The following is a 24,419-nucleotide window of genomic DNA, read 5'->3' on the forward strand; positions in this document are numbered from 1 at the left end:
TTCGATCTTAACGGGCTTAGGTCGCAAATCCCTAATGTCAAATTTCGTTTGCTTTCAGGGGGATAGTAAAAAACGAACATAAACGAAAAAAATCGCCTTGCGTGGACGCGACTCAATCCGCATACATTGCACCGAACATACGTGACATTGGGAGGTGGCGCGCGGTGATCGACCAAAACGTCGAACCAACAGATCTTTTCATTATCGGTGGTGGCATCAACGGTTGCGGGATCGCACGGGATGCAGCTGGCCGAGGGCTTTCTGTGACGCTTGCAGAAATGAATGATCTGGCCTCTGCGACCTCGTCGGCGTCGACCAAACTGTTCCACGGCGGTTTGCGCTATCTTGAATATTTCGAATTCCGTCTGGTCCGCGAGGCGCTGGTCGAGCGTGAAGTGCTGCTGAAGGCGATGCCACATATCAGTTGGCCGATGAGATTTGTTCTTCCTTATCATGAGGATATGAGGTTCGAATCCGACACGCCCACGTCGCGACTGCTAAGCTTTATCATGCCTTGGATGAAGGGGCGTCGCCCCGCGTGGCTGATCCGCTTGGGGCTTTTCCTTTATGACAATCTGGGCGGACGCAAAATTCTGCCCGGCACCAAGACACTTGAGCTTGAAAACGCACCCGAAGGCGTCCCTTTGGACGATCGGTTTGCGAAAGCTTATGAATACTCTGATTGCTGGATCGAAGACTCGCGCCTTGTCGTTTTGAACGCCCGCGATGCCGAGGCGCGCGGCGCCACCATCCTGCCGCGTACCAAGGTGCTGTCAGCGGCGCGCGATGGTGATCTCTGGCGCATCGAAACGCAAAATACCAAAAATGGTGAGACCCGCACTCATTATGCGAAAATGCTGGTCAACGCAGGTGGGCCGTGGGTCGGTGACATCATCCAGACCAAGGTTCGGCTGAATTCGCGTGAAGGCGTCCGCCTTGTGCGCGGCTCTCACATCGTGACGCGCAAGCTTTATGATCACGACAAATGCTACTTCTTCCAAGGCACTGATGGCCGGATCATCTTCGCCATTCCCTATGAGACTGATTTCACCCTGATCGGCACCACTGATGCCGAACATGACGACCCATCAAACAAGCCCGTCTGCACCCCGCAAGAGCAGGCCTATCTGCTGAATTTCGCGAACCAGTACTTTAAACAAGACCTGAGCGATGATGATGTGGTATGGACGTATTCCGGCGTCCGTCCGCTTTACGACGACGGTGCATCCAGCGCCACGGCGGCGACCCGCGACTACACCCTCAAGGTCGATGCCAATGGCGGCGCACCTGTGCTGAACATTTTTGGCGGCAAGATCACGACCTATCGCCGCCTTGCCGAAAGCGCGCTTGAGAAGATCGCAGAGCAATTGCCGAACGTCAAAGGCCCGTGGACAGCGGGCGTCACGCTGCCCGGTGGTGATTTCCCGGTCGACGGCTTCGATGCGCAAGTGGCCAAGCTGCAGGACGCGTTCCCGTTCCTTGATGCCTTCTGGGCCCGCCGCCTGGTGCGCGCGTATGGGACAGAGGCTGCGTCGATCCTCGGAACCGCCAAGGAGGCAGGCGATCTGGGCCGCGATTTTGGCGCGACCCTGACCGAGGCCGAAGTGCATTGGCTGATGACCCATGAATACGCCCACACCGCCGAAGATGTGGTGTGGCGCCGCAACAAGCTTGGTCTGCGACTGAGCGCTGAACAGATTACCGCGTTGGACATATGGATGGCGGATCACCGTCAATCCCTGTCCAAGGCCGCAGAATAGGGAGCTGGACATGACACTCGAGCTTAAGGGCGTGTCCAAAGTGGTCGAGGGGCAGACACATATCTACCCCGCGGACCTGACGCTGGAAAAAGGCACGATGAACGTGCTGCTTGGGCCGACCTTGTCGGGCAAGACGTCGCTGATGCGTTTGATGGCGGGGTTGGATGTGCCCGCGACCGGCCAGATCATCTGGCAGGGCAAGGATGTGACGGGCATGCGCGTGCAGGATCGTAAGGTCGCGATGGTGTACCAGCAGTTCATCAACTACCCGTCAATGACCGTCTACGACAATATCGCCTCGCCAATGAAGCTGATGGGCGTCGACAAAGCCGAGATTGACCGCCGCGTGCGCGAAACTGCGGAATTGATGAAGCTGACCCCGATGCTGAACCGCAAGCCGCTGGAACTCTCGGGCGGTCAGCAACAGCGCTGCGCTTTGGCACGGGCGCTGGTCAAAAACGCGGGGCTGGTGCTTCTGGACGAACCGCTTGCCAACCTCGACTATAAGCTACGCGAAGAGCTTCGGATCGAGATCCCCAAGATTTTCGAAGAATCCGGATCCATCTTCGTCTACGCGACCACCGAACCTGAAGAGGCGCTGCTTTTGGGCGGGAATACCGCCACCCTTTGGGAAGGCCGCGTCACGCAATTCGGTCTCACACCCAATGTTTACCGCCAGCCTGTCGATGCGACCACGGCGCGGGTGTTCAGTGATCCGCCGATGAACTTCCTGGCTGTAACCAAGGCAGGCAACCAACTGACCTTTGGCAACAATCAATCCACGCAGGCGATGGGTCGTTTGGCTGATTTGCCCGATGGCAAATACACCGCTGGGTTTCGTCCCAACCACCTTGAAATCGGTCAGCATGCGGCGGACGCCATGGCGTTCACCACGCAACTGACCGTGACCGAACTCACCGGGTCGGAAACCTTTGTGCATCTGGATCACCATGGCCAACGGTGGGTCGGACTGATCCACGGGGTGCATGACCTGAAACTGGGCGAAGACCTGACCGTGTGGCTTGATCCACGGCATGTCTATGTCTTCGACGAACAGGGCAAAATGATCGCCCCCGCGTCTTACGCGCTGGCGGCCTGAGGAAACGGACCATGGCAAAGATCACACTTGATAATCTGGCACATTCCTACCTGCCCAATCCGACCTCCGAGGACGACTTCGCCCTCAAGGAATTGAATCACGATTGGGACGATGGCGCGGCCTATGCGTTGCTGGGTGCGTCTGGATGTGGAAAATCCACACTTCTCAATATTATATCGGGCCTTCTTCACCCATCAAAGGGGCGCATTCTGTTCGACGGACAAGATGTGACCCACGCCCCCACGGCCGAACGCAACATCGCGCAGGTGTTTCAGTTTCCGGTCGTCTACGACACCATGACGGTGCAAGACAATCTGGCCTTCCCGCTGCGCAATCGCGGCCGGGACGAGGCTTATGTCGCGGAACGCGTGCAGGAAATCGCCCGCATGATTGGCATGGAAGACATGCTCAAGAAAAAGGCCCGTGGCCTGACGGCGGATGCCAAGCAGAAGATCAGTCTTGGTCGCGGCATGGTCCGCAAGGATGTGAACGCGCTCTTGTTTGACGAACCGCTGACCGTCATCGACCCGCACATGAAGTGGGAGCTCCGCACGCAGTTGAAAAAGCTGCACCACGATTTCGGCCACACCATGATCTATGTGACCCACGACCAGACCGAGGCGCTGACGTTCGCGGATAAGGTGGTGGTCATGTATGACGGCCGCGTTGTGCAGATCGGCACGCCGGAAGAATTGTTTGAACGGCCTGAACATACCTTTGTCGGCTATTTCATCGGCTCTCCGGGTATGAACGTGCTGCCTGCCGAAGTAGATGGCACCACGGCCAAGGTCGGTTCACAGACGGTCCAGTTGGCAGGCGGCTACAAGCCAACAAGCGGCAAGGTCGAAATCGGCGTCCGCCCGGAATTTGCAAAACTCAGCCAGTCCGAAGGTCTGCCCGTCACCGTTCGCCGGATCGAAGATGTGGGCCGACACAAGATCATCCGCGCCAGTTTCGAAGGCCATGACATCAACATCATCGCCGGTGAAGACGACCGCGTCAGCGCCGACATGAACCATGTCAGTTTCGATCCAGCGCAAGTGAATGTCTACGTCAACGATTGGCGCGTGGCACCCGACGGTGCGCAATCCGTGGGGGAGGCCGCGTAATGGATAAGACAGTCAACCAAAAGGCATGGTTCCTTGTCCTGCCGGTTTTGATCCTCGTGGCGTTCTCGGCGGTGATCCCGCTGATGACCGTGGTCAACTATTCTGTGCAGGACACGTTCGGGAACAACCAGTTCTTCTGGGCGGGGCTCGAATGGTTCGAAGAAATGCTCAACGACGACCGCCTTTGGGGCGCCCTTGGGCGACAGTTGATGTTCTCGGGCATCATCCTGCTGATCCAGATTCCTCTAGGTGTGTTCGTGGCGCTCAACATGCCGAAAAAGGGATTTTGGGCCAGCTTCTGCCTTGTCTTCATGTCCCTGCCGCTGTTGATCCCGTGGAATGTCGTGGGCACCATCTGGCAGGTGTTTGGCCGTGTCGATATCGGCCTTCTGGGCTACACGCTGGACGCGATCGGCATCGACTACAACTACACCAGCGATCCGTTTGCGGCCTGGGTTACGATCATCGTGATGGACGTATGGCACTGGACGTCGCTGGTGGCGCTGCTGGCCTATGCCGGTCTGCAATCCATCCCGGACGCCTACTATCAGGCGGCCAAGATTGATCAGGCATCGCGCTGGAAAGTGTTCCGCTTTATCGAACTGCCCAAGATGATGGGCGTTCTGATGATCGCCATTCTGCTGCGTTTCATGGACAGCTTCATGATCTATACCGAACCGTTCGTCGTCACCGGCGGTGGCCCGGGCAGTACCACCACGCTTTTGTCCATCGACCTTGTGAAGATGGCATTGGGTCAGTTCGACCTTGGACCGGCCGCTGCGTTCTCGTTGATGTATTTCCTCGTGATCCTGTTGATTTCATGGGTGTTCTACACGGTGATGGTCAACCTTGATAAGCGGGAGGGCTAAGACATGGCTGACGCAACAACCACCAGCATTCCCGGCGATCTGACCGCAGGCGGCACCAAGAAGCGCGTCAAGGTCAACGGGTCGGCCATCGTGATGGGGCTTTATCTGCTGTTCCTGATGCTGCCGATCTATTGGCTGCTGAACATGAGCCTGAAGACGAATACCGAGATCCTGAATTCGTTCACGCTTTGGCCGAATGATGTGACGTTCGAGAATTACCGCACGATCCTGACCGATCCCAGCTGGTACATGGGGTACGTGAACTCGCTCATCTACGTGGTGATGAACACGGTGATTTCCTTGGCTGTGGCTTTGCCCGCCGCCTATGCGTTCAGCCGCTATCACTTCATGGGTGACAAGCACCTATTCTTCTGGCTGCTGACCAACCGCATGGCGCCGCCCGCCGTGTTCGCGTTGCCGTTCTTCCAGCTTTATTCGTCGGTGGGCCTGTTCGACACCCATATCGCGGTGGCCTTGGCGCATTGCCTGTTCAACGTGCCGCTGGCGGTGTGGATTTTGGAAGGCTTCATGCGCGGTGTGCCGAAAGAGATCGATGAGACAGCGTATCTGGATGGCTACAGCTTTGGCCGCTTCTTCACGCGTATCTTCATGCCCCTGATCTCAAGCGGCATCGGCGTGGCAGCGTTCTTCTGCTTCATGTTTTCATGGGTGGAACTGCTGCTCTCGCGGACCCTGACAACTGTGGACGCGAAACCCATCGCCGCCATCATGACCCGCACCCAAGGCGCGTCGGGCATCGACTGGGGCGTGCTGGCCGCGGCTGGCATCCTGACCATCGTGCCGGGCGCTTTGGTGATCTACTTCGTGCGCAACTACATCGCCAAGGGCTTTGCCCTGGGGAGGGTGTGATGCGCGGAGTTGTTAACCATCCCCACGGCACCTTCGAGCGCAATACGAACAGGAGGACCGTCTAATGGATCTTTCATGGATGGCATGGACATGGCCGACCGCGATTTTCTTCATGGTGATCGCGAGCCTGCTGATCGTCTTCACATTCCTTGCAATCAAATTTCCCGAGACGCCCCGTGTGGGTATCTTGAGGATCGAAACGACGCGCGGTGACCGGTTGTTCATCACGCTTCTGGGTAGCGCGTTCATCAATCTCGCGTGGCTTGGACTGGTCGGAGAAAACCAGCCCTGGGCTATGGCGGTTTGCGCGCTCTACGCTGCAGCGGTGTTCCGCTGGGTGTAACCCGATACGCTTGTGATTTCCCGGCGACGGGGGATCACATTACTTCATCCAAGTTCTCAATAACCGGGAGGAACCTAATGAACTTGAACCTTAAATCCTCAACAGCGGCGCTGCTGATCCTTGCGGGTCCGGCATTCGCCGACATGGACGCCGCCCGTGCGTTCCTTGATGCAGAGATCGGCGAGCTGTCGTCGATCGACCGTGCCGCGCAAGAAGCCGAGATGCAGTTCTTTGTGGATGCCGCGGCCCCGTTCCAGGGAATGGAAATCAAGGTCGTGTCCGAAACGATCACCACGCATGAATACGAAAGCCAGGTTCTTGCCCCGGCGTTCGAGCGTATCACCGGCATCAAGGTCACCCATGACCTGATCGGCGAAGGCGACGTGGTTGAAAAGCTCCAGACTCAGATGCAGTCGGGTGAAAACATCTACGACGGCTACATCAACGACTCCGACCTGATCGGCACCCACTGGCGTTACCAGCAGGTGCGCAACCTGACCGACTGGATGGCGGGCGAGGGCGCAGACGTGACCCTGCCGACTCTGGACCTGTCCGACTTCATCGGCCTCAGCTTCACAACTGGCCCGGATGGTAAGGTTTACCAGCTGCCGACACAGCAGTTCGCGAACCTCTACTGGTTCCGCTACGACTGGTTCAACGACGAAAAGAACAAGGCCGATTTCGAAGCGCAGTTCGGCTACGAGCTGGGTGTTCCGGTCAACTGGTCTGCCTACGAAGACATCGCCGAGTTCTTCACTGGTCGTGACCTGAGCCATATGGGCGTTGAAGGCGACGTCTTTGGCAACATGGACTACGGCAAGAAAGACCCGTCGCTCGGCTGGCGTTACACCGACGCGTGGATGTCCATGGCTGGCATGGGCGACGTGGGTGAACCCAACGGCCTTCCGGTCGACGAATGGGGCATCCGTGTTAACGAGAACTCGCAGCCGGTTGGCTCGTGCGTTGCTCGTGGTGGTGCCACCAACGCACCTGCGGCGGTTTACGCTGTGACCAAGGCGATCGAATGGCTGGAAAAGTACACACCGCCCGCAGCGGCCGGTATGACCTTCTCCGAAGCAGGCCCGATCCCCGCACAGGGCAACATCGCACAGCAGATGTTCTGGTACACCGCGTTTACGGCCGACACCGTGAAGCCCGGCCTGCCGGTGATGAACGAAGACGGCACACCCAAGTGGCGCATGGCACCCAGCCCGCATGGCGTTTACTGGAAAGAAGGCCAAAAGGTCGGCTACCAGGACGCAGGCAGCTGGACACTCATGGAATCCACCCCGGTGGACCGTGCAAAGGCTGCATGGCTCTATGCGCAGTTCGTGACGTCCAAGACCGTCGACGTGAAGAAGTCCCATGTGGGTCTGACCTTCATCCGCGAGTCCACAGTGCAGCATGACAGCTTCACCGAACGTGCGGACAAATTGGGTGGTCTTGTGGAATTCTATCGTTCCCCGGCACGTGTCGCATGGTCGCCCACCGGCACCAACGTTCCGGATTACCCGAAGCTGGCTCAGCTGTGGTGGCAGAACATCGGCGACGCAATGTCCGGTGCGAAAACTCCGCAGGAAGCACTTGACGCCCTCTGTGCCGATCAGGAACGCGTACTCGAGCGTCTTGAGCGTGCAGGCGTCCAGGGCGATCTTGGCCCGGTCATGAACGAAGAGCGTGACGCGCAGTACTGGTTCGACCAGCCGGGTGCGCCTTATGCCAAGCTCGACAACGAGGACGAAGAGCCTCAGACCGTCTCTTATGACGAGCTGATCAAGTCCTGGCAGTAAGCTGCCTTAGGATCGGGGCGCGTTTGATCGCGCCCCGATTTTCGTTTGTCCCTTTCCCATTTGATCCTTTTCCGCCGTCCTGAAACAGTGGGCGGACCAAACACGTCACCACAGGAGGCCCGCCGCACATGACCCACATTCTTGCCATCGACCAAGGCACGACATCGACGCGCGCCATTCTGTTCGACGAAACCCTGACCGTCGTCGCCTCGGCGCAGGAAGAATTCACCCAGCATTATCCGCAAAGCGGATGGGTCGAACAGGACCCGTCGGACCTGTGGTCCACCACCGCCGCCACCTGCCGCGCTGCCATCGAAAAAGCCGGCGGCGGCACCGCAGATATCGCGGCCATCGGCATCACCAACCAGCGCGAAACCACGCTGGTCTGGGACCGTGCCACCGGCAAGCCAGTGTTCAACGCCATCGTCTGGCAGGACCGCCGCACGTCGGAGTTCTGCAAGGGGTTAAAGGCCGAAGGGTTTGAAGAGGTCGTGACAGACCGCACCGGGCTTTTGCTGGACCCGTATTTCAGTGGCACGAAACTGGCTTGGATTCTCGACAATGTGGACGGTGTCCGCGCGCGTGCCGAGGCTGGAGAACTGGCCTTTGGCACTGTGGACACATGGATTGTCTGGAACCTGACGGGAGGCAAGGTCCATGTCACGGACGCAACCAATGCGGCGCGCACCATGCTCTACGACATCCGCAAAGGCCGCTGGTCGAAGACCATCTGCGACAAGCTGGGCATTCCCATGTCGATGCTGCCCGAGGTCAAGGATTGCGCCGCCGATTTTGGCGAAACCCGCGCCGACCTTTTCGGCCGTGCCATCCCAATTTGCGGCATTGCGGGCGACCAGCAGGCCGCGACCGTGGGGCAGGCGTGTTTCAAGCCGGGGATGCTGAAGTCGACCTACGGCACGGGGTGTTTCGCGCTGCTCAACACAGGCGACACGCCTGTGACCTCGACCAACCGTTTGCTGACGACCATTGCCTACCAGTTGGACGGCAAGCCGACCTACGCGCTCGAAGGTTCGATCTTCATCGCAGGCGCGGTGGTGCAATGGCTGCGCGACGGGCTCAAGATCATCCGCGAGGCGAAAGAAACCCAGCCGCTGGCGGAAAAGGCCGACGACACGCAGGAAGTGATGCTGGTGCCGGCCTTCACGGGCCTTGGCGCACCGTATTGGAACGCTGAATGCCGGGGGGCAATTTTCGGCCTGACCCGCAATTCGGGGCCAGAGGAGTTTGCCCGTGCGGCATTGGAAAGCGTCGGATACCAGACCCGCGATTTGCTCGAAGCGATGAAAGCCGATTGGTCTGGCACGTCCGAAACCGCACTCCGGGTCGATGGCGGGATGAGCGCGTCGGATTGGACGATGCAGTTCCTGTCCGACATCATCGACGCGCCGGTGGAGCGCCCCAAGGTGCTGGAGACCACGGCGATGGGGGCGGCGTGGCTGGCGGGCTACAAAGCTGGCGTGCTGCCCGATATGGAGGCCTTTGCCGCGCAATGGGCGGTCGATGGCCGGTTCGAGCCGGACATGGCGGCGGATGTGCGCGATCGGAAATACGGCGCTTGGAAGCGGGCCATCGATGCAACGATTGGATTTGCGGGGTAAAAGCCGCGTCGACGCGGCTTGAAGGGCTTTCGAAAGCCCTTCGCACCTCACCCCACCTTCAGCACGATCTTCCCGATATGGGTCGATCCTTCCATCCGCGCATGGGCCTTGGATGCGTCTGCGAGGGCAAATTCGCTGTCCATCACCGGCGCGATGCGGCCCGCCGCCAGATGCGGCCAGACTTCGGCCTCCAGATCCCGGGCGATGGCAGCTTTGGCGGCGACGGACTGTGGGCGCAGGGTCGATCCGGTCAGCGTCAGCCGCCGGGTCATCATCTGGGTGAAGTTCATCTCGGCCTTAGGGCCTTGCAGAAAGGCGATCTGCACCAGCCGCCCGTCATCCGCCAGTGCCTTGACGTTGCGGGGGATGTAGTCGCCACCGACCATGTCGAGGATCACATCAGCACCGCCCATCGCGCGCATCGCGTCGACGAAATCCACCTCGCGGTAGTTCCACGCCGCTTCGGCACCCAAGCCGATACAGGCGTTGCACTTGTCCTCTGATCCGGCGGTGGTGAATACGCGCGCACCGCGCAGGGCGGCAAGTTGGATCGCAGTCGTGCCGATGCCACTTGATCCGCCATGCACAAGGAACCGCTCGCCCGCCTGCAACCCGCCGCGCCGGAACACATTTGACCAAACGGTAAAAAATGTCTCGCACAGTGCCGCTGCCTGATCCATCGGCATGCCCTTGGGCACCGGAAGCGCATGATCGGCATAGGTGGTGACATATTCCGCATAGCCGCCACCGGGCAGCAGGGCCGTCACCGCATCGCCGACCGACCAGCGCGACACGCCGGGTCCAACCGCTGCTACCGTACCTGCGGCTTCGAGACCGGGCAGGGGCGAAGCATCTGGCGGCGGATTGTAGAGACCCGCGCGTTGCAGCGCGTCAGGGCGGTTGACGCCTGCATAAGCGACTTTGATCAGGATCTCTCCTGCTTTGGGTATTGGCACCGGGACTGTCACGGGCTGCAAGACGTCTGGTCCGCCATGCGTGGCGATTTCGATGGCTGTCATATTCGTGGGAAGGGTCATGGCGGTGCAGAGTCCTGTCTTGTGTCTCCTCCTTGTGTCGCAGATTCCGGGCGCTCCGCAAGGCTGCGGGACAGTGTTTTGAATGACGAAGAGAAATCGAAACCCTGTTCCGGGAAGCCATGGCCAGCACGGCGCGACTGTTCTTTCGCGCACGCCAACAGTTGTGAGCCACCCCGCGATGCCCTAATCCTGTGCGCAACCAACCAGTTCCAAGGGGAGAGAACCATGACAGACGGACCGAGCTACGGTTTCGACACGCTTCAAATCCACGCCGGTGCCCGGCCTGACCCGGCCACGGGCGCGCGGCAGGTGCCGATCTATCAGACCACCGCCTATGTGTTCCGCGATGCCGATCATGCGGCGGCTTTGTTCAACCTGCAGGAAGTGGGCTACATCTATTCCCGTCTGACCAACCCGACCGTTGCCGCGCTGCAAGAGCGTATGGCGACGCTTGAAGGTGGTGTCGGCGCGGTTTGCTGTTCCTCGGGCCATGCGGCGCAGATCATGGCGCTGTTCCCGCTGATGGGGCCGGGCAAGAACGTGGTTGCGTCGACACGCCTCTACGGTGGCACGATCACCCAGTTCAGCCAGACGATCAAACGCTTCGGCTGGTCCGCGACCTTTGTCGATTTCGACGATCTGGACGCGGTGAAAGCGGCGATCAACGACGACACCCGCGCGGTGTTTTGCGAATCCATCGCCAACCCGGGTGGCTACATCACCGATCTGGATGCGATCTCGGCGATCTCGGACGCTGCGGGCATACCGCTCATCGTCGACAACACCTCGGCCACGCCGTATCTGTGCCGTCCCATTGAGCATGGTGCGACGCTGGTGGTGCATTCGATGACCAAGTACCTCACTGGCAACGGCACCGTGACAGGCGGCGTTGTGGTGGACAGCGGGAAATTCGACTGGTCCGCCAATGACAAGTTTCCGTCGCTCAGCGAACCGGAACCCGCCTATCACGGCCTCAAATTTCACGAGACCTTCGGCCCTCTGGCCTTCACCTTTCACGGCATTGCCATTGGTCTGCGCGATCTGGGCATGACGCTGAACCCGCAGGCCGCGCATTACACGCTGATGGGGATCGAAACCCTGAGCTTGCGGATGCAGAAGCATGTCGAGAACGCGATGGAAGTGGCCAGTTGGCTTGAGACCCATGACGCGGTCGAGGCGGTGACCTATGCAGGCCTTCCGTCCTCGCCTTACAATCACCGTGTGGCCAGCATCTGCCCGAATGGCGCGGGCGGGTTGTTCACGGTCAAGCTCAAGGGCGGCTATGATGCCTGTGTGAAATTCGTCGACTCGCTCGAGATCTTCAGCCACGTGGCGAACCTTGGCGACACGCGCAGCCTGGTGATCCACTCGGCCTCGACCACCCACCGTCAGCTGACACCGGAACAGCAGGAGGCGGCAGGCGCGGGGCCCAGCGTCGTGCGAATTTCGATCGGGATCGAAGATCCTGCAGACCTGATTGCCGATCTGAACCAGGCGCTGAACGCAACCAAGTGACGTGGAAGGCCCTTCAAAGGGCCTTTCCCGCAGTTTCGAAACTGCGGCAAGCCCGTTCGAACGGGCTTGCCCCCTAGACAGTGATTGCCTGCATCACCTGCGGCTCGATCACGTCCACGTCAGGCAGTGCGCGCACCAGCCCTTCGGCGGATTGCTCCAGTGCCGGGAACGTCCGGTAGTGGCAGGGGATCAGCGTCTTGAAGTCGAAATACCGTTTCGCGGCATAGGCCACACCCGCCATGTCCATGGTGTAATACCCGCCCGCTGACAGGATGCCTATATCGGGTTTGTAGTAGTCCCCGATCCAGTCCATGTCGGCCATGATCGACGTATCCCCCGAGAAATAGAGCGTCTTGCCGTCGCCGCGCAGGATGAAGCCGGTTTCCATCCCCATGTAGCGCGGCGTGTCCCCAACCTGCATGGTCGACGAATGCGAGGCGGGCACCAGCGTCGCCGCCGTATTGCCCAGCGTGATCGTGCCACCTTTGTTGAAAGCGTGGCCTTCCTTAGCGCCAAGACCGTGCAGGTGTTTGGCCAGTTCCACCATCCCAGACACCGGCGCGCCGGTTTTGCCTGAGATCTCGACAACATCCGCCGTGTGATCACCGTGCCCGTGTGTCACAAGAATATGCGTCGCCCCCGCGATGGCCGCGTCTTTGTCGTGACCCTCCATCATCGGATTGCCGTTCAGCCACGGGTCGATAAGCAGCACCTGATCGCCGATTTCGATGCGGAACGATCCGTGTCCAAGCCAAATGATATCCATCTGAGAACTCCCCTTATGTTTGCCTTGAGGCTAACACAGCGCGCGCGCTGTGAAAGGCCTGATGCGGCTTTGATCCATGTCAATCAAAACGGACATGCAATGTGTCAGGATAAGTTTACAACACGGGGAGAGTCGCCATGCGCATTTTGTTTGTCCATCCGAATTACCGCTCTGGCGGGGCCGAGATTGCTGGAACGTGGCCGCCCGCTTGGGTGGCGTATCTGTCAGGGCATCTGCGGCAGGCAGGGTTCGATGACATCCATTTCATCGACGCGATGACGGACAATGTGTCGGACGCCGATCTGGCCAAGCGCATGGAAGAGATCAAGCCCGATGTGGTCGGTGTCACCGCCATCACCCCGTCGATTTACCGCGCCGAAGATGTGCTCAAGGTCGCCAGCGAAGTGGTGCCGAACGCCGTGCGGATGCTGGGCGGGGTGCACGCGACCTTCATGTATAAGCAGGTTTTCTCTGAAGCTCCTTGGGTTGACGTGATCGTGCGCGGCGAGGGCGAAGAGATCTGCACCGAGTTGATGCTTGCCATCGAAGATGGGCGCTGGCCCGCCGACAAGCACAAGATCAAGGGTCTGGCCTTCCTGGACGGCGACCAGATCGTCGCGACCCCGGCGGCGAGCACGGTCAAAGACCTATCCAAGATCAAACCCGATTGGACCGTTCTGGAATGGTCGAAATATATCTACATCCCGCTGGGCACCCGCGTCGCGATCCCCAACCTTGCACGGGGTTGCCCGTTCACCTGTTCCTTCTGTTCCCAGTGGAAGTTCTGGCGTGACTACCGCGTGCGCGATCCCAAGGATGTCGTGGACGAGATCGAGGATCTGGTGGAGAACCACGGTGTCGGCTTTTTCATCCTTGCTGACGAAGAACCCACCATCAACAAGAAGAAATTTGTCGCCTTCTGTCAGGAACTGATTGACCGGGGCCTGCCGGACCGCGTCAAGTGGGGCATCAACACCCGCGTCACCGACATCTACCGCGACCGCGATCTGCTCAAGTTCTACCGCAAGGCGGGTCTGGTCCATGTGTCCTTGGGCACCGAGGCCGCGGCACAGATGAAGCTCGACATCTTCAACAAGGAAACCAAGGTCGACGAGAACAAGACCGCCATTCGCCTGCTGCGCGAGGCCGACATTCTTGTCGAGGCGCAGTTCATCGTGGGGTTGGACAACGAAACGCCGGAAACACTGGAAGAGACCTACCAGATGGCGTGGGACTGGCAGCCTGATCTGGCGAACTGGTCGATGTACACGCCGTGGCCCTTCACGCCCTTATTCCAGGAGTTGAAGGACCAAGTCGAAGTCTTTGATTTCAGTCGCTATAACTTCGTCACCCCCATCATGAAACCCGCCGCGATGGAGCGAGGGGAATTGCTCGATGGTGTGATGAACAACTACCGCCGGTTCTACATGAAAAAGGCGCTGTTCCACTATCCGTGGCGTGGCACGGGCTTCCGGCGGAGGTATTTGCTGGGCTGCCTTTATGCCTTCCTCAAAGCCGGTGTGGGGCGCACGTTCTACGATCTGGGCAAGGTCGGCTATACCGGGCCGCAATCGAAGAACAAGCTCGACTTCCAGTTCGACGACAGCCGCACCATTGCCGAGGCGCAGATGGAGGATTGGGTGTCCTCTGCTGACAAGGCCGCTGCGGCCAAGGAACGCCGCGAAGCGGTGAAGGCGCAAATGAAAGAACGCTCTGCCGAACGCACGCAGGACTTCAAGATGCCGAACGGAGCCGAGGTCAAAGCGTGTGGAGGCGGATCGCAGCAAATGGAGGACGTCTGAGGATGCCCGCCCCAGTGGCCCGACCGGTGCGCTGATCGGGCCCAACGCCATCCTGCAACTTTTGCCGCAGATTGAGCGGGCTTTTGGCGAGGCACGGGCGGTACAGTTGCTGGCCAAAGCCCACGTGTTTGACGTGCCGGACGGCAGCCAGATGATCCCGGAAGGCGATGCGGCGCGGTTGCATCAGGTGCTGCGCCGGGATGAACCTGCCATGGCCCCAATATTGGCGTCAGAGGCGGGCAGGGCGACGGCGGACTACATTTTGGCGCATCGTATCCCGAAATTTGCCCAGCGGGTTCTGCAGGCGTTGCCGTCACCTCTGGCGGCACGTAGCCTGTCGAAAGCAATCACCAAACACGCATGGACCTTCGCGGGCTCCGGGGCCTTTGTTGCGCACGGGCCGTGGCGGTTCGAGATCGCGGACAATCCCATTGTTCTGGGGGAAATCAGCGATGTGCCGCTGTGCCATTGGCACGCGGCGGTGTTCCAACACCTGTACCGAACCTTGGTACACCCGCGCGCCCTTTGCCGCGAAACCACGTGCTGTGCGATGCACGGGCACCGCGCCTGTCAGTTTGAAATGACAATCGGAACAGTTTGAAAACGCAGGGTTTCCTGTGTGGTCTGACATTCCTGCTTTGCCTGCTTCAGATTGGGCGTTATGATTTGTCTTCGACACGGCTGTAGGGTGCGCTCCGTGCTCTTGGCCGGTAAAGATTGTCCGTGCTCGGGGGGGAGTGCGGGCATTTTTGTGGAATAGTTGATCGAAGGTCGCGTCACCTTGGGGGCAACGCGGATGAATATGCATAAACCAAGCAGCGCCGCGCCTTTTCCATCAAAGCCTTTGCCGGATCATGAAGATCGCCTGTCTGATCCCGCCCGCTTGAACGCCTTGGCCGACGCAAAGGTGATGGACACACCGCCTGACGAAATGTTCGACCGCGCCGCACGTCTGGCCACCACATTTCTGGGCGTGCCGGTCGGGCTTGCTTCCTTCGTCGATGTGGACCGCCAATTCTTCAAGGCCCAATGCGGCTTGCCCGGCGGTGCGGATGCCGAGCGCGAAACACCGTTGAGCCACTCTTTTTGCCAGTATGTTGTGGCCCATGACCGGCCGCTTGCCGTGTCCGACGCGCTTGAACATGCGCTGTTGGCTGCCAATGGTGCCGTATCCGACTTGGGGGTGGTCGCTTATCTGGGCGTTCCCATTCATGCCCCGAACGGTGCTCCGATCGGGTCGTTTTGCGCCATTGATGATGCCCCGCGCATCTGGCGCGACAGCGATGTCGAGGTGCTGACCGATCTAGCCGCGATGATCGAAACCGAACTGCATTTGCGGTACGAACGCGACGCCATGCAAACCTTGGCGCGCGAGATGAACCACAGGGTCAAAAATCTGTTTTCCGTGGTTGGCGGGATGATTGCCCTGACTGCGCGTTCTGCCGACAGCCCGGCTGATATGGCCCGCGACCTCAAGGGACGATTGTCGGCGCTGGATCTCGCGCATTCGATGGTCAGCCCCGCTTTGGCGAACGGACGGGTTAATCCGCAAGGTCTGGACCTGCACGACCTGATCACCCGTTTGGTGCAGCCGCACCAGATGCCCGGTCGGGCACAGGTCTCGCTGGATGTGCCGGCGCTGCGATTGTCGGGTCGTGCGGTCACCGATCTGGCCTTGGTGATCCACGAATTGGCCACCAATGCCGCCAAGTACGGCGCGCTGTCCGACCCGCAGGGCACCGTGTCGATCACGGGCGAACGGGATGGCGACACCGTCAGGCTCACATGGAGCGAAGCGGGCGGGCCGAAGATCATCGCCGCGCCCGCAACCAAGGGCTTTGGCAGCAAGTTGATCGAAGCGACGGTAACACGCCAGATGAACGGGTCGCTCGACACAGATTGGGGCGAAGGCGGTGTCTCTCATTCCTTGACCTTGCCTTTGTCTGTCTTCGACGCCGATGCGCAGCCTGCAGCATCCCCACCGGGCTGACAGCTAGGGCACAGGGTTACGTCGGGTTGAAGCGGCAGTTGCGGCACTTGAACCCATCCCCGGCTACGGCTAAACGCTGCGAAAGATCCGCAGTTCGCAGAAACCGAGGGGACCTCGCCTCATGTCCATTGATATCGAAACCGCCGCCCGCGTGGCCAAGCTCGCGCGCATCCGCGTCGAAGACGACGCGCTGCCTGCATTGGCGCAAGAATTCAGCAACATCCTCGGCTTTATCGAGCAGCTGAACGAGGTCGATGTAGAAGGCGTAGAGCCGATGGTCAGTGTGGAGCCGATGCGCCTCAAGCGCCGTCAGGATGGCGTCACCGATGGCGGCATGCAGGACAAGGTTCTCGCCAACGCCCCCGACGCCCGCGAGGGCTTTTTCGCCGTGCCGAAGGTGGTGGAATAATGACCGATCTGACCAAGCTCAAAATCGCCGAGGCCCGTGACGCGCTGCGCAAGGGTGACGTAACCTCTGTGGAACTGACCGAAGCGTGCCTTTCGGCCATCGACAAAGCCGACGCACTGGGTGCCTTTGTGCACAAGACGCCCGAGGTGGCGATGGGGCAGGCGAAATCCGCCGATGACCGGATCAAGGCCGGGGGTGCGCCCGACCTTTGCGGAATCCCGCTGGGCATCAAGGACCTGTTCTGCACCAAAGGCGTGCCGTCTCAGGCCGCCAGCGCAATCCTCAACGGGTTCAAGCCGGAATACGAAAGCACCGTCACCAGCCAGCTGTTTGATGCGGGCGCGGTCATGCTGGGCAAACTCAACATGGACGAGTTCGCCATGGGCTCATCGAACGAGACCTCGACCTATGGCAATGCGATCAATCCGTGGCGTCGCGGCAACGACGACACGGCTCTGACACCGGGCGGCTCGTCCGGTGGGTCGGCCTCTGCCGTCGCCGCCGACCTCTGCCTTGCGGCAACCGGCACCGACACTGGCGGCTCGATCCGCCAACCCGCCGCCTTCACCGGCATCACCGGCATCAAGCCCACCTACGGGCGTTGCTCGCGCTGGGGCATCGTCGCTTTCGCCTCCTCGCTTGATCAGGCCGGTCCGATGACCAAGGATGTGCGCGACGCCGCCATCATGCTCGAAGCGATGTGCGGTCACGACCCCAAAGACAGCACAAGCGCCGATCTGGCCGTGCCGAACTTCGAGGCGATGCTCACCGGCGACATCAAGGGCAAGACCATCGGTATCCCCCGCGAATACCGCATGGACGGCATGCCGGACGAGATCGAAACGCTCTGGTCCGAAGGCCGCCGCATGCTCGAAGACGCAGGCGCGGTGATCAAGGATATCTCGCTCCCGCACACCAAATACGCGCTGCCCGCCTATTATGTGATTGCCCCGGCCGAAGCATCGTCGAACCTCGCACGCTATGACGGCGTGCGCTACGGCCACCGTGCGAAACTGGCGCAGGGCGACGGCATCACCGACATGTACGAGAAAACCCGCGCCGAGGGCTTCGGGCCCGAGGTGCAGCGCCGCGTTATGGTCGGCACCTATGTGCTCTCGGCGGGCTTCTACGACGCCTACTACAACCGCGCGCGTAAGGTCCGCACCTTGATCAAGAAAGACTTCGAAGATGTCTTTGCTCAGGGTGTCGATGCGATCCTCACACCGGCCACTCCGTCTTCGGCGTTCGAACTGGGCAAGCAACACACCGATCCGGTGGAAATGTATCTCAACGACGTCTTCACCGTGACCGTCAACCTTGCCGGATTGCCGAGCATTTCGGTGCCGACCGGGCTGGACAGCCAAGGCCTGCCGCTGGGTCTGCAACTGATTGGCCGCCCATGGGAGGAAGGCGATTTGCTGAATACCGCCTACGCCTTGGAACAGGCAGCAGGCTTTGTGGCAAAGCCCACCCAATGGTGGTAACTTTACGCCGAATGAGGCAGGACATGATCCAGACACACGGCATTATCCGCGCATTGGCCGGGGGCGCAGCCCTGTTGGCCTTGACCGCGTGCAGCCCCAGCATTCCCGACAGTGCTGTGGGTTTTGACCGCATTGACGGCTACAACCAGCAACGTGATGCGGTGCTCGAAGGGCGTGCGGCCCCAACCACCATCGGCGCGCCACCCACCGTCACCGGCGCACCGCTCTCGGCCACCGGTCCGCTGGATGCCGCCGCACTCGAAGCGCGCCGCGCCAATTCAGGCGTCGATCCGGTACAGGCCTCCCCGGGCAATCCCGCACCGCAGATCGTGGCCAACGCAGCCGGGATATCCGAGGAAAATAACTTTGACGCGGTCGCCAACACCCGCAGCATCGAAGGTGATGCGGCCCTGATCGCACAGAACCGCGCGCGCTACCAGATCATCGCCCCCGAAGCGCTGCCGACGCGGCCCGGTACGAACGCGCCGAATATCGTGGCCTACGCACTTCAAACCACAAACCCCAAAGGCGCGCCGATCTATCGTCGCTCATCCTTTGCCTCGGAAAACCGCCACCTGCGCAATTGCGCGGCCTTCGCGTCTTCTGATCTGGCGCAAGAGGAGTTCCTCGCCAATGGCGGGCCGGAGCGGGATCGTCAGAACCTTGATCCCGATGGTGACGGCTTTGCATGCGCTTGGGATCCGGCACCGTTTCGCGCGGTGCGCAACTGACGCCGCTCTGGCATCCCTCCCCAAATTGCGGGCCGCGACGCGACGGCGCGCGGCCTGATCTGATTGTCCTGCATTACACCGCCATGACCTGCGCTGAAAAAGCGCGGGACTGGTTGTGCCATACCGATGCACAGGTCTCGGCCCATTACGTGCTGGGGCCGGATGGCAAAGTGTGGCAACTGGTGGACGAGGCGGATCGCGCTTGGCATGCCGGGGCAGGGGCCTGGGGCCCGGTCACGGATGTAAATTCCCGCTCCATTGGGATCGAGATATCCAACACCGGCAGCACGCCCTTTGCCGCAAAGCAGATGGACGCGCTCGACACGCTGGTCGCAGGCATCATGCAGCGCCACGCCATTCCACCGGAACGGGTGATCGGTCACTCCGATATGGCGCCGGGACGCAAGATTGACCCGGGCGCACGGTTCGACTGGCTGCGGCTTGCACGGCAAGGGCTGGCGGTCTGGCCCGAAGCGCAAGGCGATGGCGATTTCACACAAAACGCCCGCCGCTTCGGCTATACCTCCGATGTGCCGCTCGACACCCTGCTGCATAGCTTTCGCCTGCGGTTCCGCCCTTATGCGGCTGGTTCGCTCGATGATACCGACCGCGCGATCATGGCCAATCTCGCACAGCGCTGGCCTGTCGCCGAAATCTAGGTTTCTTTGGGCTCAAAATACCTCGGGGTCTGGGGCGTCGTCCATTGGGCTTGAACCAATGGCGCGCCAATGGACGACCCAAGTGTTTCCGTCAACGGAAACACGCGATGCGTTGACGCATCGCCCTGCGCTCAATTCAACTCGTAAGGCAAGATCCCGCGCCGATGCGTCTGGATCGTCAGTTTGCGCTCCAACGGCGGGACCGAGCGTTGATGACAGTTCGACCGCTCGCAAATCCGGCAGGAAATCCCAATGGGCTCGAACGCCCCGTCGCGGTTCAGGTCCAGACCATCCGCATAGACCAACGCGCCCGCATGCTTGACCTCACAGCCCAAAGCAATCGCATAGCGGCGCACGGGCGCTCCGAAATGACCACCTGTCTTGGACACATCCCGCGCAAGCGAGATATACCGCACGCCGTCTGGCGTTTCCGCCAATTGCCGCAGGAACCGCCCCGGTGTCTCGAACGCGCGATGCACGTTCCACAAAGGACAGGCTCCACCAAAGCGCGCGAATTGCAACCGCGTGGCCGAGTGGCGCTTGGTGATCGTGCCCGCCTGATCGACGCGCACGAAAAAGAACGGAATACCCTTTGCGCCGGGTCGTTGCAGCGTCGACAGACGATGCGCCACCTGCTCGATAGAGGCGCCAAAGCGGCGGGCCATCAGCTCCAGATCGTGGCGCGTGTCATGGGCAGCCTGCAGGAATTGGCCGTAGGGCATCACCGCTGCCCCGGCAAAGTAATTCGCAAGCCCCAGCCGCGCGATGTCGCGGGCGGCGTCGGATTGGAAGCGGCCCAGATCAAGCGTTGCATCCAGCAGTTTGCCATGCCGTGTCAGCGCCAGCTGCAGCATCATTTGAAAAGTTTGCGTTTCCGGGGTGGCGAGCGAGGACAGGGTCAGTTCCTGACGCAACTCGTCAAAGCGGCGCAGGTCTGGGACGTTGGCAAAGCGCACATGCAAGCCTTCCGCCTCCAACCCGCGAATGGCGGCGCGGACCCGGTCGGTTCCGGTCAGCTTGGTGGCCACGCGTTCGGCGGCCTTATCCACCGCGTCGATGTAGTTGTCACAATAGTGGAAGAAGTCGCGTACCTCTTCCCAAGGGCTGGGTTGGAGTTGTGCCCCTTCACGGCCCAAAGCCTCGTCCAAAGATGCGAGCCGTTCATGGGTTTGTCGATAGGCGCGGTGCAGTTCGAGGAATGCGCGCGCCAGACCCGGCGCGTTGGACGCGGTCAGGCGCAGGTCGGCAATTGGCGGGGCTGCATCGGCGAAGACCGGATCGGCCAGTGCTTCGCGCATGTCTGAAATCATCCGTTCCGCATCGCCTTGACCCAGTTCGGTGACATCGACCCCGAACTCCTGCGCCAATGCCAGCACGACTGTCGTGGACAGCGGGCGCTTGTTGTTCTCCATCTGGTTTAGATAGGGCAAGGACACGCCCAGCTTGGCCGAGAAATCGCGTTGGGTGATGCCAAGCCGGGTGCGGATTTCGCGCAGTTTGGCCCCTGCATAGAGTTTCTGGGTTGGCATGGCGTCCTCGGGGGTTTGCAGCTTTGCAGCCTGTCACATCCGAGTTTGCAAATCTGCTACGCGCTGTCCAGCCCCGCGAGCCGTGCCGACCGCCAGATCACCAGTTGGATTGCGATGATGGCGCAGATGGCTGTGGCCAGCATGATCCAGAGCAGGGGCCAAGCGCCGGTGCCCGGAACAAGCATTGCGCCCGCTAGTGCTGACAATCCCGCGCCGCCGCCCAGCATGATTGCGCCGCCCAAGCCGGACGCAGTGCCCGCCAGATGTGGGCGCACCGACAGCATGCCCGCTGTGGCATTTGGAATGGTCATGCCGTTGCCGAGGCCGACAAAGGTCATGAAGCCGAAGAAGGTCCATTCCGACCCAAGGCCCAGCCAGAAGACCAGCATCGACAACAGGATGCCTGTGCAATTGATCAGCGTGCCAATGAACACCATGCGGTTCACGCCGATCCGTGCCGAAAAGCGGCCGGAGATGAAGTTGCCGCAGAAGTACCCGATGGCCGGTGCGCCGAAGAAGAAGCCCAGAACGGCCGGTGTCATCCCGAACACCTCGGTGCCGACATAAGGCGCGCCGCCGAGATAAGCGAAGAACGCGCCTGACGACATGCCCGATGCAATGGCGTAGCCCCAAAAGCGCGGGCTGGTCAGCAGTTCTGGATATTGCGCGAATTGTTGGCCAAGGCTCAGCCCGCTGACCTTGGCGGTTTCGCCAAGATCGCTCCACGTCAGCCAGAAGAGGGCAAGGCCAAGGATCAGCAGCAGCCAGAAATTCGCCTGCCAGCCGAAATACTGGTCCAGCACGCCGCCAAAGGCCGGGCCAATCATCGGCACCACGGCCATGCCCATGGTCACGTAGCCGATCATCGACGCCGCCTGATCCTGCGGCACGCAATCGCGCACCACCGCGCGGCTGAGGACCATCGCGGTCACGATCACAGCCTGTGCCATGCGGAAGCCGAGGAAGGTGTAGATGTCGGGCGCATAGATGCAGCCCAAGGTCGCCACACAGAACCCGCCGATTCCCCACAGGATCACCGGGCGACGGCCCATCTTGTCCGAGATCGGACCGATCAGGATTTGCAAAACCGCGTTGACCGCCAGATAGACGGCCACGGAGAGCTGCATCAGCCAATACTCGGTCTGGAAATAGGCCGTCATGTTGGGCAGGGAGGGCAGGAAAATGTTCATCACCAACGCCGAAAGCCCTGCGAGCAGGATCAGTGTGACAATATGCGGCGGTGTGGAACGGTCGAGAAATCGGACCTTAGAGGCGTAACTCATTACCTATCGCTACGCCTGCGGTTGATGAATGTCCATATACACAGGCGTAACGATACAATTTGCAGATTTGCAATTTGCAAAGTCACCCATTTTCTGAGTTTGCAAATTTGCTCTTTAACACTTGAGGCATAGCCGCACCGCAGTATGTTCGCCGCAAAGCGACAAAGGGACGGTCCATGAAAGATATTCTGCAAGAGTTGGAAACCCGCCGCGCCGATGCCCGTCTGGGTGGTGGGCAAAAACGTATCGACGCGCAGCACGCTCGCGGCAAGCTGACAGCACGAGAGCGGGTCGAACTGTTGCTCGATGAGGGCAGCTTTGAAGAATACGACATGTTCGTCACCCACCGCTGCACCGATTTCGGAATGGAAAAGAACCGCCCCGCAGGTGATGGCGTGGTCACAGGGTGGGGCACGATCAATGGTCGCATGGTTTACGTGTTCAGTCAGGACTTCACGGTTCTGGGTGGATCGGTGTCCGCGACCCACGCGATGAAGATCTGCAAGATCATGGATATGGCGATGCAGAACGGCGCGCCGGTGATCGGGATCAACGATTCAGGTGGTGCACGCATTCAGGAAGGCGTCGACAGCCTTGCCGGTTACGGCGAAGTGTTCCAGCGCAACATCATGGCGTCGGGCGTGGTGCCACAGATCAGCGTGATCATGGGGCCATGCGCGGGTGGCGCGGTCTACAGTCCTGCAATGACCGACTTCATCTTCATGGTGAAGGATTCATCCTACATGTTCGTCACCGGTCCCGACGTCGTCAAAACCGTGACCAATGAACATGTCACAGCCGAGGAACTGGGCGGTGCGTCCACCCACACCAAGAAGTCCTCTGTCGCTGACGGCGCATTCGAGAATGATGTCGAGGCGCTGGCCGAAGTGCGACGTCTGGTGGATTTCCTGCCGCTCAACAACCAACAGCCCAGCCCGACGCGGCCGTTCTTTGACGATGTGGACCGGGTGGAAACATCGCTTGATACGTTGGTGCCGGAGAATGCGAATTCGCCCTACGACATGAAAGAGCTGATCCTCAAGCTGGCGGATGAGGGCGATTTCTACGAGATCCAGGAAGACTTCGCCAAGAACATCATCACCGGCTTTATCCGCCTCGAAGGGCAGACTGTGGGTGTGGTGGCGAACCAGCCGATGGTGCTGGCGGGTGTTCTGGACATCGACAGCGCCCGCAAGGCGGCACGGTTCGTGCGGTTCTGCGATTGCTTTGGCATTCCGATCCTGACGCTGGTGGACGTGCCGGGCTTTTTGCCGGGGACAAGCCAAGAATATAACGGTGTGATCAAGCACGGTGCCAAGCTGCTCTTTGCCTATGGCGAAGCGACAGTGCCAAAGGTGACGGTCATCACCCGCAAGAGCTATGGCGGCGCCTATGTGGTTATGGCGTCAAAGCACCTGCGTGCGGATGTGAACTATGCGTGGCCCACCGCCGAGATTGCCGTGATGGGGGCAAAGGGCGCGACCGAGATCATTCACCGCGCGGATTCAGGCAATGCCGAAAAGATTGCCGCCCATGCTGCGGAATACGAAGACCGCTTTGCCAACCCGTTTGTGGCGGCAGAGCGTGGATTCATCGACGAGGTGATCCAGCCGCGCAGCACGCGCAAACGGGTCGCGCGGGCGTTCGCGGCGCTTCGTTCGAAGAAGCAAGAAATGCCGTGGAAGAAACACGACAACATTCCGCTCTAAGGGGTGCGGTGCGTGTGACCACGCACGCGGCAAATGGGATCAAATG

At 60.3% G+C, this 24,419-nt stretch carries 21 protein-coding genes; 17 read left to right on the forward strand and 4 right to left on the reverse strand.

Annotated elements, in window-relative coordinates; genetic code table 11:
• Nucleotides 1–164: 164 nt before the first annotated feature.
• The 8 genes from glpD (at nt 165) to glpK (ending at nt 9,459) form a co-directional block, all read left to right on the forward strand.
• Entirely contained in the window at nt 165–1,760 is a 1,596-nt protein-coding gene (gene glpD, locus ACK3EW_RS06985; RefSeq protein WP_493809008.1) for a glycerol-3-phosphate dehydrogenase, read from the forward strand.
• A 10-nt stretch (nt 1,761–1,770) separates the two neighbouring features.
• Nucleotides 1,771–2,859, forward strand: coding sequence for an ABC transporter ATP-binding protein (locus ACK3EW_RS06990; protein WP_493809009.1), 1,089 nt, complete (start codon nt 1,771–1,773; stop codon nt 2,857–2,859).
• A gap of 11 nt (nt 2,860–2,870) precedes the next feature.
• A complete protein-coding gene (locus ACK3EW_RS06995) occupies nt 2,871–3,968 on the forward strand; it encodes an ABC transporter ATP-binding protein (RefSeq protein WP_493809010.1) in 1,098 nt (365 codons plus the stop codon).
• Nucleotides 3,968–4,837 (forward strand): carbohydrate ABC transporter permease, encoded by an 870-nt coding sequence (locus tag ACK3EW_RS07000; protein WP_493809011.1) that lies wholly within the window; start codon nt 3,968–3,970, stop codon nt 4,835–4,837. Before ACK3EW_RS06995 ends, ACK3EW_RS07000 begins: the two co-directional genes overlap by 1 nt.
• 3 nt (nt 4,838–4,840) lie before the next feature.
• Nucleotides 4,841–5,707 carry a carbohydrate ABC transporter permease gene (locus ACK3EW_RS07005; RefSeq protein ID WP_493809012.1) on the forward strand — a complete coding sequence of 289 codons (867 nt, stop codon included), beginning with the start codon at nt 4,841–4,843 and terminating at the stop codon, nt 5,705–5,707.
• Nucleotides 5,708–5,771: 64 nt separating this feature from the next.
• Nucleotides 5,772–6,050 carry a DUF2160 domain-containing protein gene (locus ACK3EW_RS07010; protein WP_085629770.1) on the forward strand — a complete coding sequence of 93 codons (279 nt, stop codon included), beginning with the start codon at nt 5,772–5,774 and terminating at the stop codon, nt 6,048–6,050.
• A gap of 77 nt (nt 6,051–6,127) precedes the next feature.
• Nucleotides 6,128–7,840, forward strand: coding sequence for an ABC transporter substrate-binding protein (locus tag ACK3EW_RS07015; RefSeq protein WP_439121203.1), 1,713 nt, complete (start codon nt 6,128–6,130; stop codon nt 7,838–7,840).
• A gap of 128 nt (nt 7,841–7,968) precedes the next feature.
• Entirely contained in the window at nt 7,969–9,459 is a 1,491-nt protein-coding gene (gene glpK, locus ACK3EW_RS07020) for a glycerol kinase GlpK (RefSeq protein WP_493809013.1), read from the forward strand.
• Nucleotides 9,460–9,506: 47 nt separating this feature from the next.
• Here the strand turns inward: glpK and ACK3EW_RS07025 are convergent, their stop codons facing one another.
• Nucleotides 9,507–10,496 carry an NAD(P)H-quinone oxidoreductase gene (locus tag ACK3EW_RS07025; protein WP_493809014.1) on the reverse strand — a complete coding sequence of 330 codons (990 nt, stop codon included), beginning with the start codon at nt 10,494–10,496 and terminating at the stop codon, nt 9,507–9,509.
• Between the two features lie 225 nt (nt 10,497–10,721).
• Between ACK3EW_RS07025 and ACK3EW_RS07030 the strand changes: the two genes are divergently transcribed.
• On the forward strand, nt 10,722–12,011 hold the full coding sequence (locus ACK3EW_RS07030; RefSeq protein ID WP_493809015.1) for an O-acetylhomoserine aminocarboxypropyltransferase/cysteine synthase family protein: 1,290 nt from the start codon (nt 10,722–10,724) through the stop codon (nt 12,009–12,011).
• Between the two features lie 73 nt (nt 12,012–12,084).
• Here the strand turns inward: ACK3EW_RS07030 and ACK3EW_RS07035 are convergent, their stop codons facing one another.
• Nucleotides 12,085–12,777 (reverse strand): metal-dependent hydrolase, encoded by a 693-nt coding sequence (locus ACK3EW_RS07035; protein WP_493809016.1) that lies wholly within the window; start codon nt 12,775–12,777, stop codon nt 12,085–12,087.
• Nucleotides 12,778–12,914: 137 nt separating this feature from the next.
• Here ACK3EW_RS07035 and bchE point away from each other — a divergent pair, with 137 nt between their 5' ends.
• The 7 genes from bchE to ACK3EW_RS07070 all read left to right on the forward strand — a co-directional run bounded on the left by bchE (nt 12,915) and on the right by ACK3EW_RS07070 (nt 19,852).
• Complete coding sequence (bchE, locus tag ACK3EW_RS07040; RefSeq protein WP_493809017.1) at nt 12,915–14,579, forward strand: magnesium-protoporphyrin IX monomethyl ester anaerobic oxidative cyclase; 1,665 nt, start codon at nt 12,915–12,917, stop codon at nt 14,577–14,579.
• Entirely contained in the window at nt 14,545–15,180 is a 636-nt protein-coding gene (gene bchJ / locus ACK3EW_RS07045; RefSeq protein ID WP_493809018.1) for a bacteriochlorophyll 4-vinyl reductase, read from the forward strand. The genes bchE and bchJ overlap by 35 nt, the downstream gene beginning before the upstream one ends.
• 195 nt (nt 15,181–15,375) lie before the next feature.
• The gene (locus tag ACK3EW_RS07050) at nt 15,376–16,569 is read left to right on the forward strand and encodes a sensor histidine kinase (protein ID WP_493809019.1); all 1,194 of its coding nucleotides are present in this window, start codon (nt 15,376–15,378) and stop codon (nt 16,567–16,569) included.
• Nucleotides 16,570–16,690: 121 nt separating this feature from the next.
• A complete protein-coding gene (gatC, locus tag ACK3EW_RS07055) occupies nt 16,691–16,978 on the forward strand; it encodes an Asp-tRNA(Asn)/Glu-tRNA(Gln) amidotransferase subunit GatC (protein WP_085629752.1) in 288 nt (95 codons plus the stop codon).
• Nucleotides 16,978–18,462, forward strand: a complete 1,485-nt coding sequence (gatA, locus tag ACK3EW_RS07060; RefSeq protein WP_493809020.1) for an Asp-tRNA(Asn)/Glu-tRNA(Gln) amidotransferase subunit GatA — start codon at nt 16,978–16,980, stop codon at nt 18,460–18,462. Before gatC ends, gatA begins: the two co-directional genes overlap by 1 nt.
• Before the next feature lie 23 nt (nt 18,463–18,485).
• Nucleotides 18,486–19,193 (forward strand): hypothetical protein, encoded by a 708-nt coding sequence (locus ACK3EW_RS07065; protein ID WP_493809021.1) that lies wholly within the window; start codon nt 18,486–18,488, stop codon nt 19,191–19,193.
• Nucleotides 19,151–19,852, forward strand: a complete 702-nt coding sequence (locus tag ACK3EW_RS07070; RefSeq protein ID WP_493809022.1) for an N-acetylmuramoyl-L-alanine amidase — start codon at nt 19,151–19,153, stop codon at nt 19,850–19,852. Before ACK3EW_RS07065 ends, ACK3EW_RS07070 begins: the two co-directional genes overlap by 43 nt.
• Before the next feature lie 131 nt (nt 19,853–19,983).
• Here ACK3EW_RS07070 and ACK3EW_RS07075 read toward each other — a convergent pair whose 3' ends face one another.
• Nucleotides 19,984–21,381, reverse strand: a complete 1,398-nt coding sequence (locus ACK3EW_RS07075; protein ID WP_493809023.1) for a helix-turn-helix domain-containing protein — start codon at nt 21,379–21,381, stop codon at nt 19,984–19,986.
• A gap of 56 nt (nt 21,382–21,437) precedes the next feature.
• Nucleotides 21,438–22,664 (reverse strand): multidrug effflux MFS transporter, encoded by a 1,227-nt coding sequence (locus tag ACK3EW_RS07080; RefSeq protein ID WP_493809024.1) that lies wholly within the window; start codon nt 22,662–22,664, stop codon nt 21,438–21,440.
• A gap of 176 nt (nt 22,665–22,840) precedes the next feature.
• Between ACK3EW_RS07080 and ACK3EW_RS07085 the strand changes: the two genes are divergently transcribed.
• Nucleotides 22,841–24,373, forward strand: a complete 1,533-nt coding sequence (locus ACK3EW_RS07085; RefSeq protein ID WP_085629740.1) for an acyl-CoA carboxylase subunit beta — start codon at nt 22,841–22,843, stop codon at nt 24,371–24,373.
• Nucleotides 24,374–24,419 lie beyond the last annotated feature (46 nt).

Source organism: Marivita sp. NO-S04 (assembly GCF_059070475.1).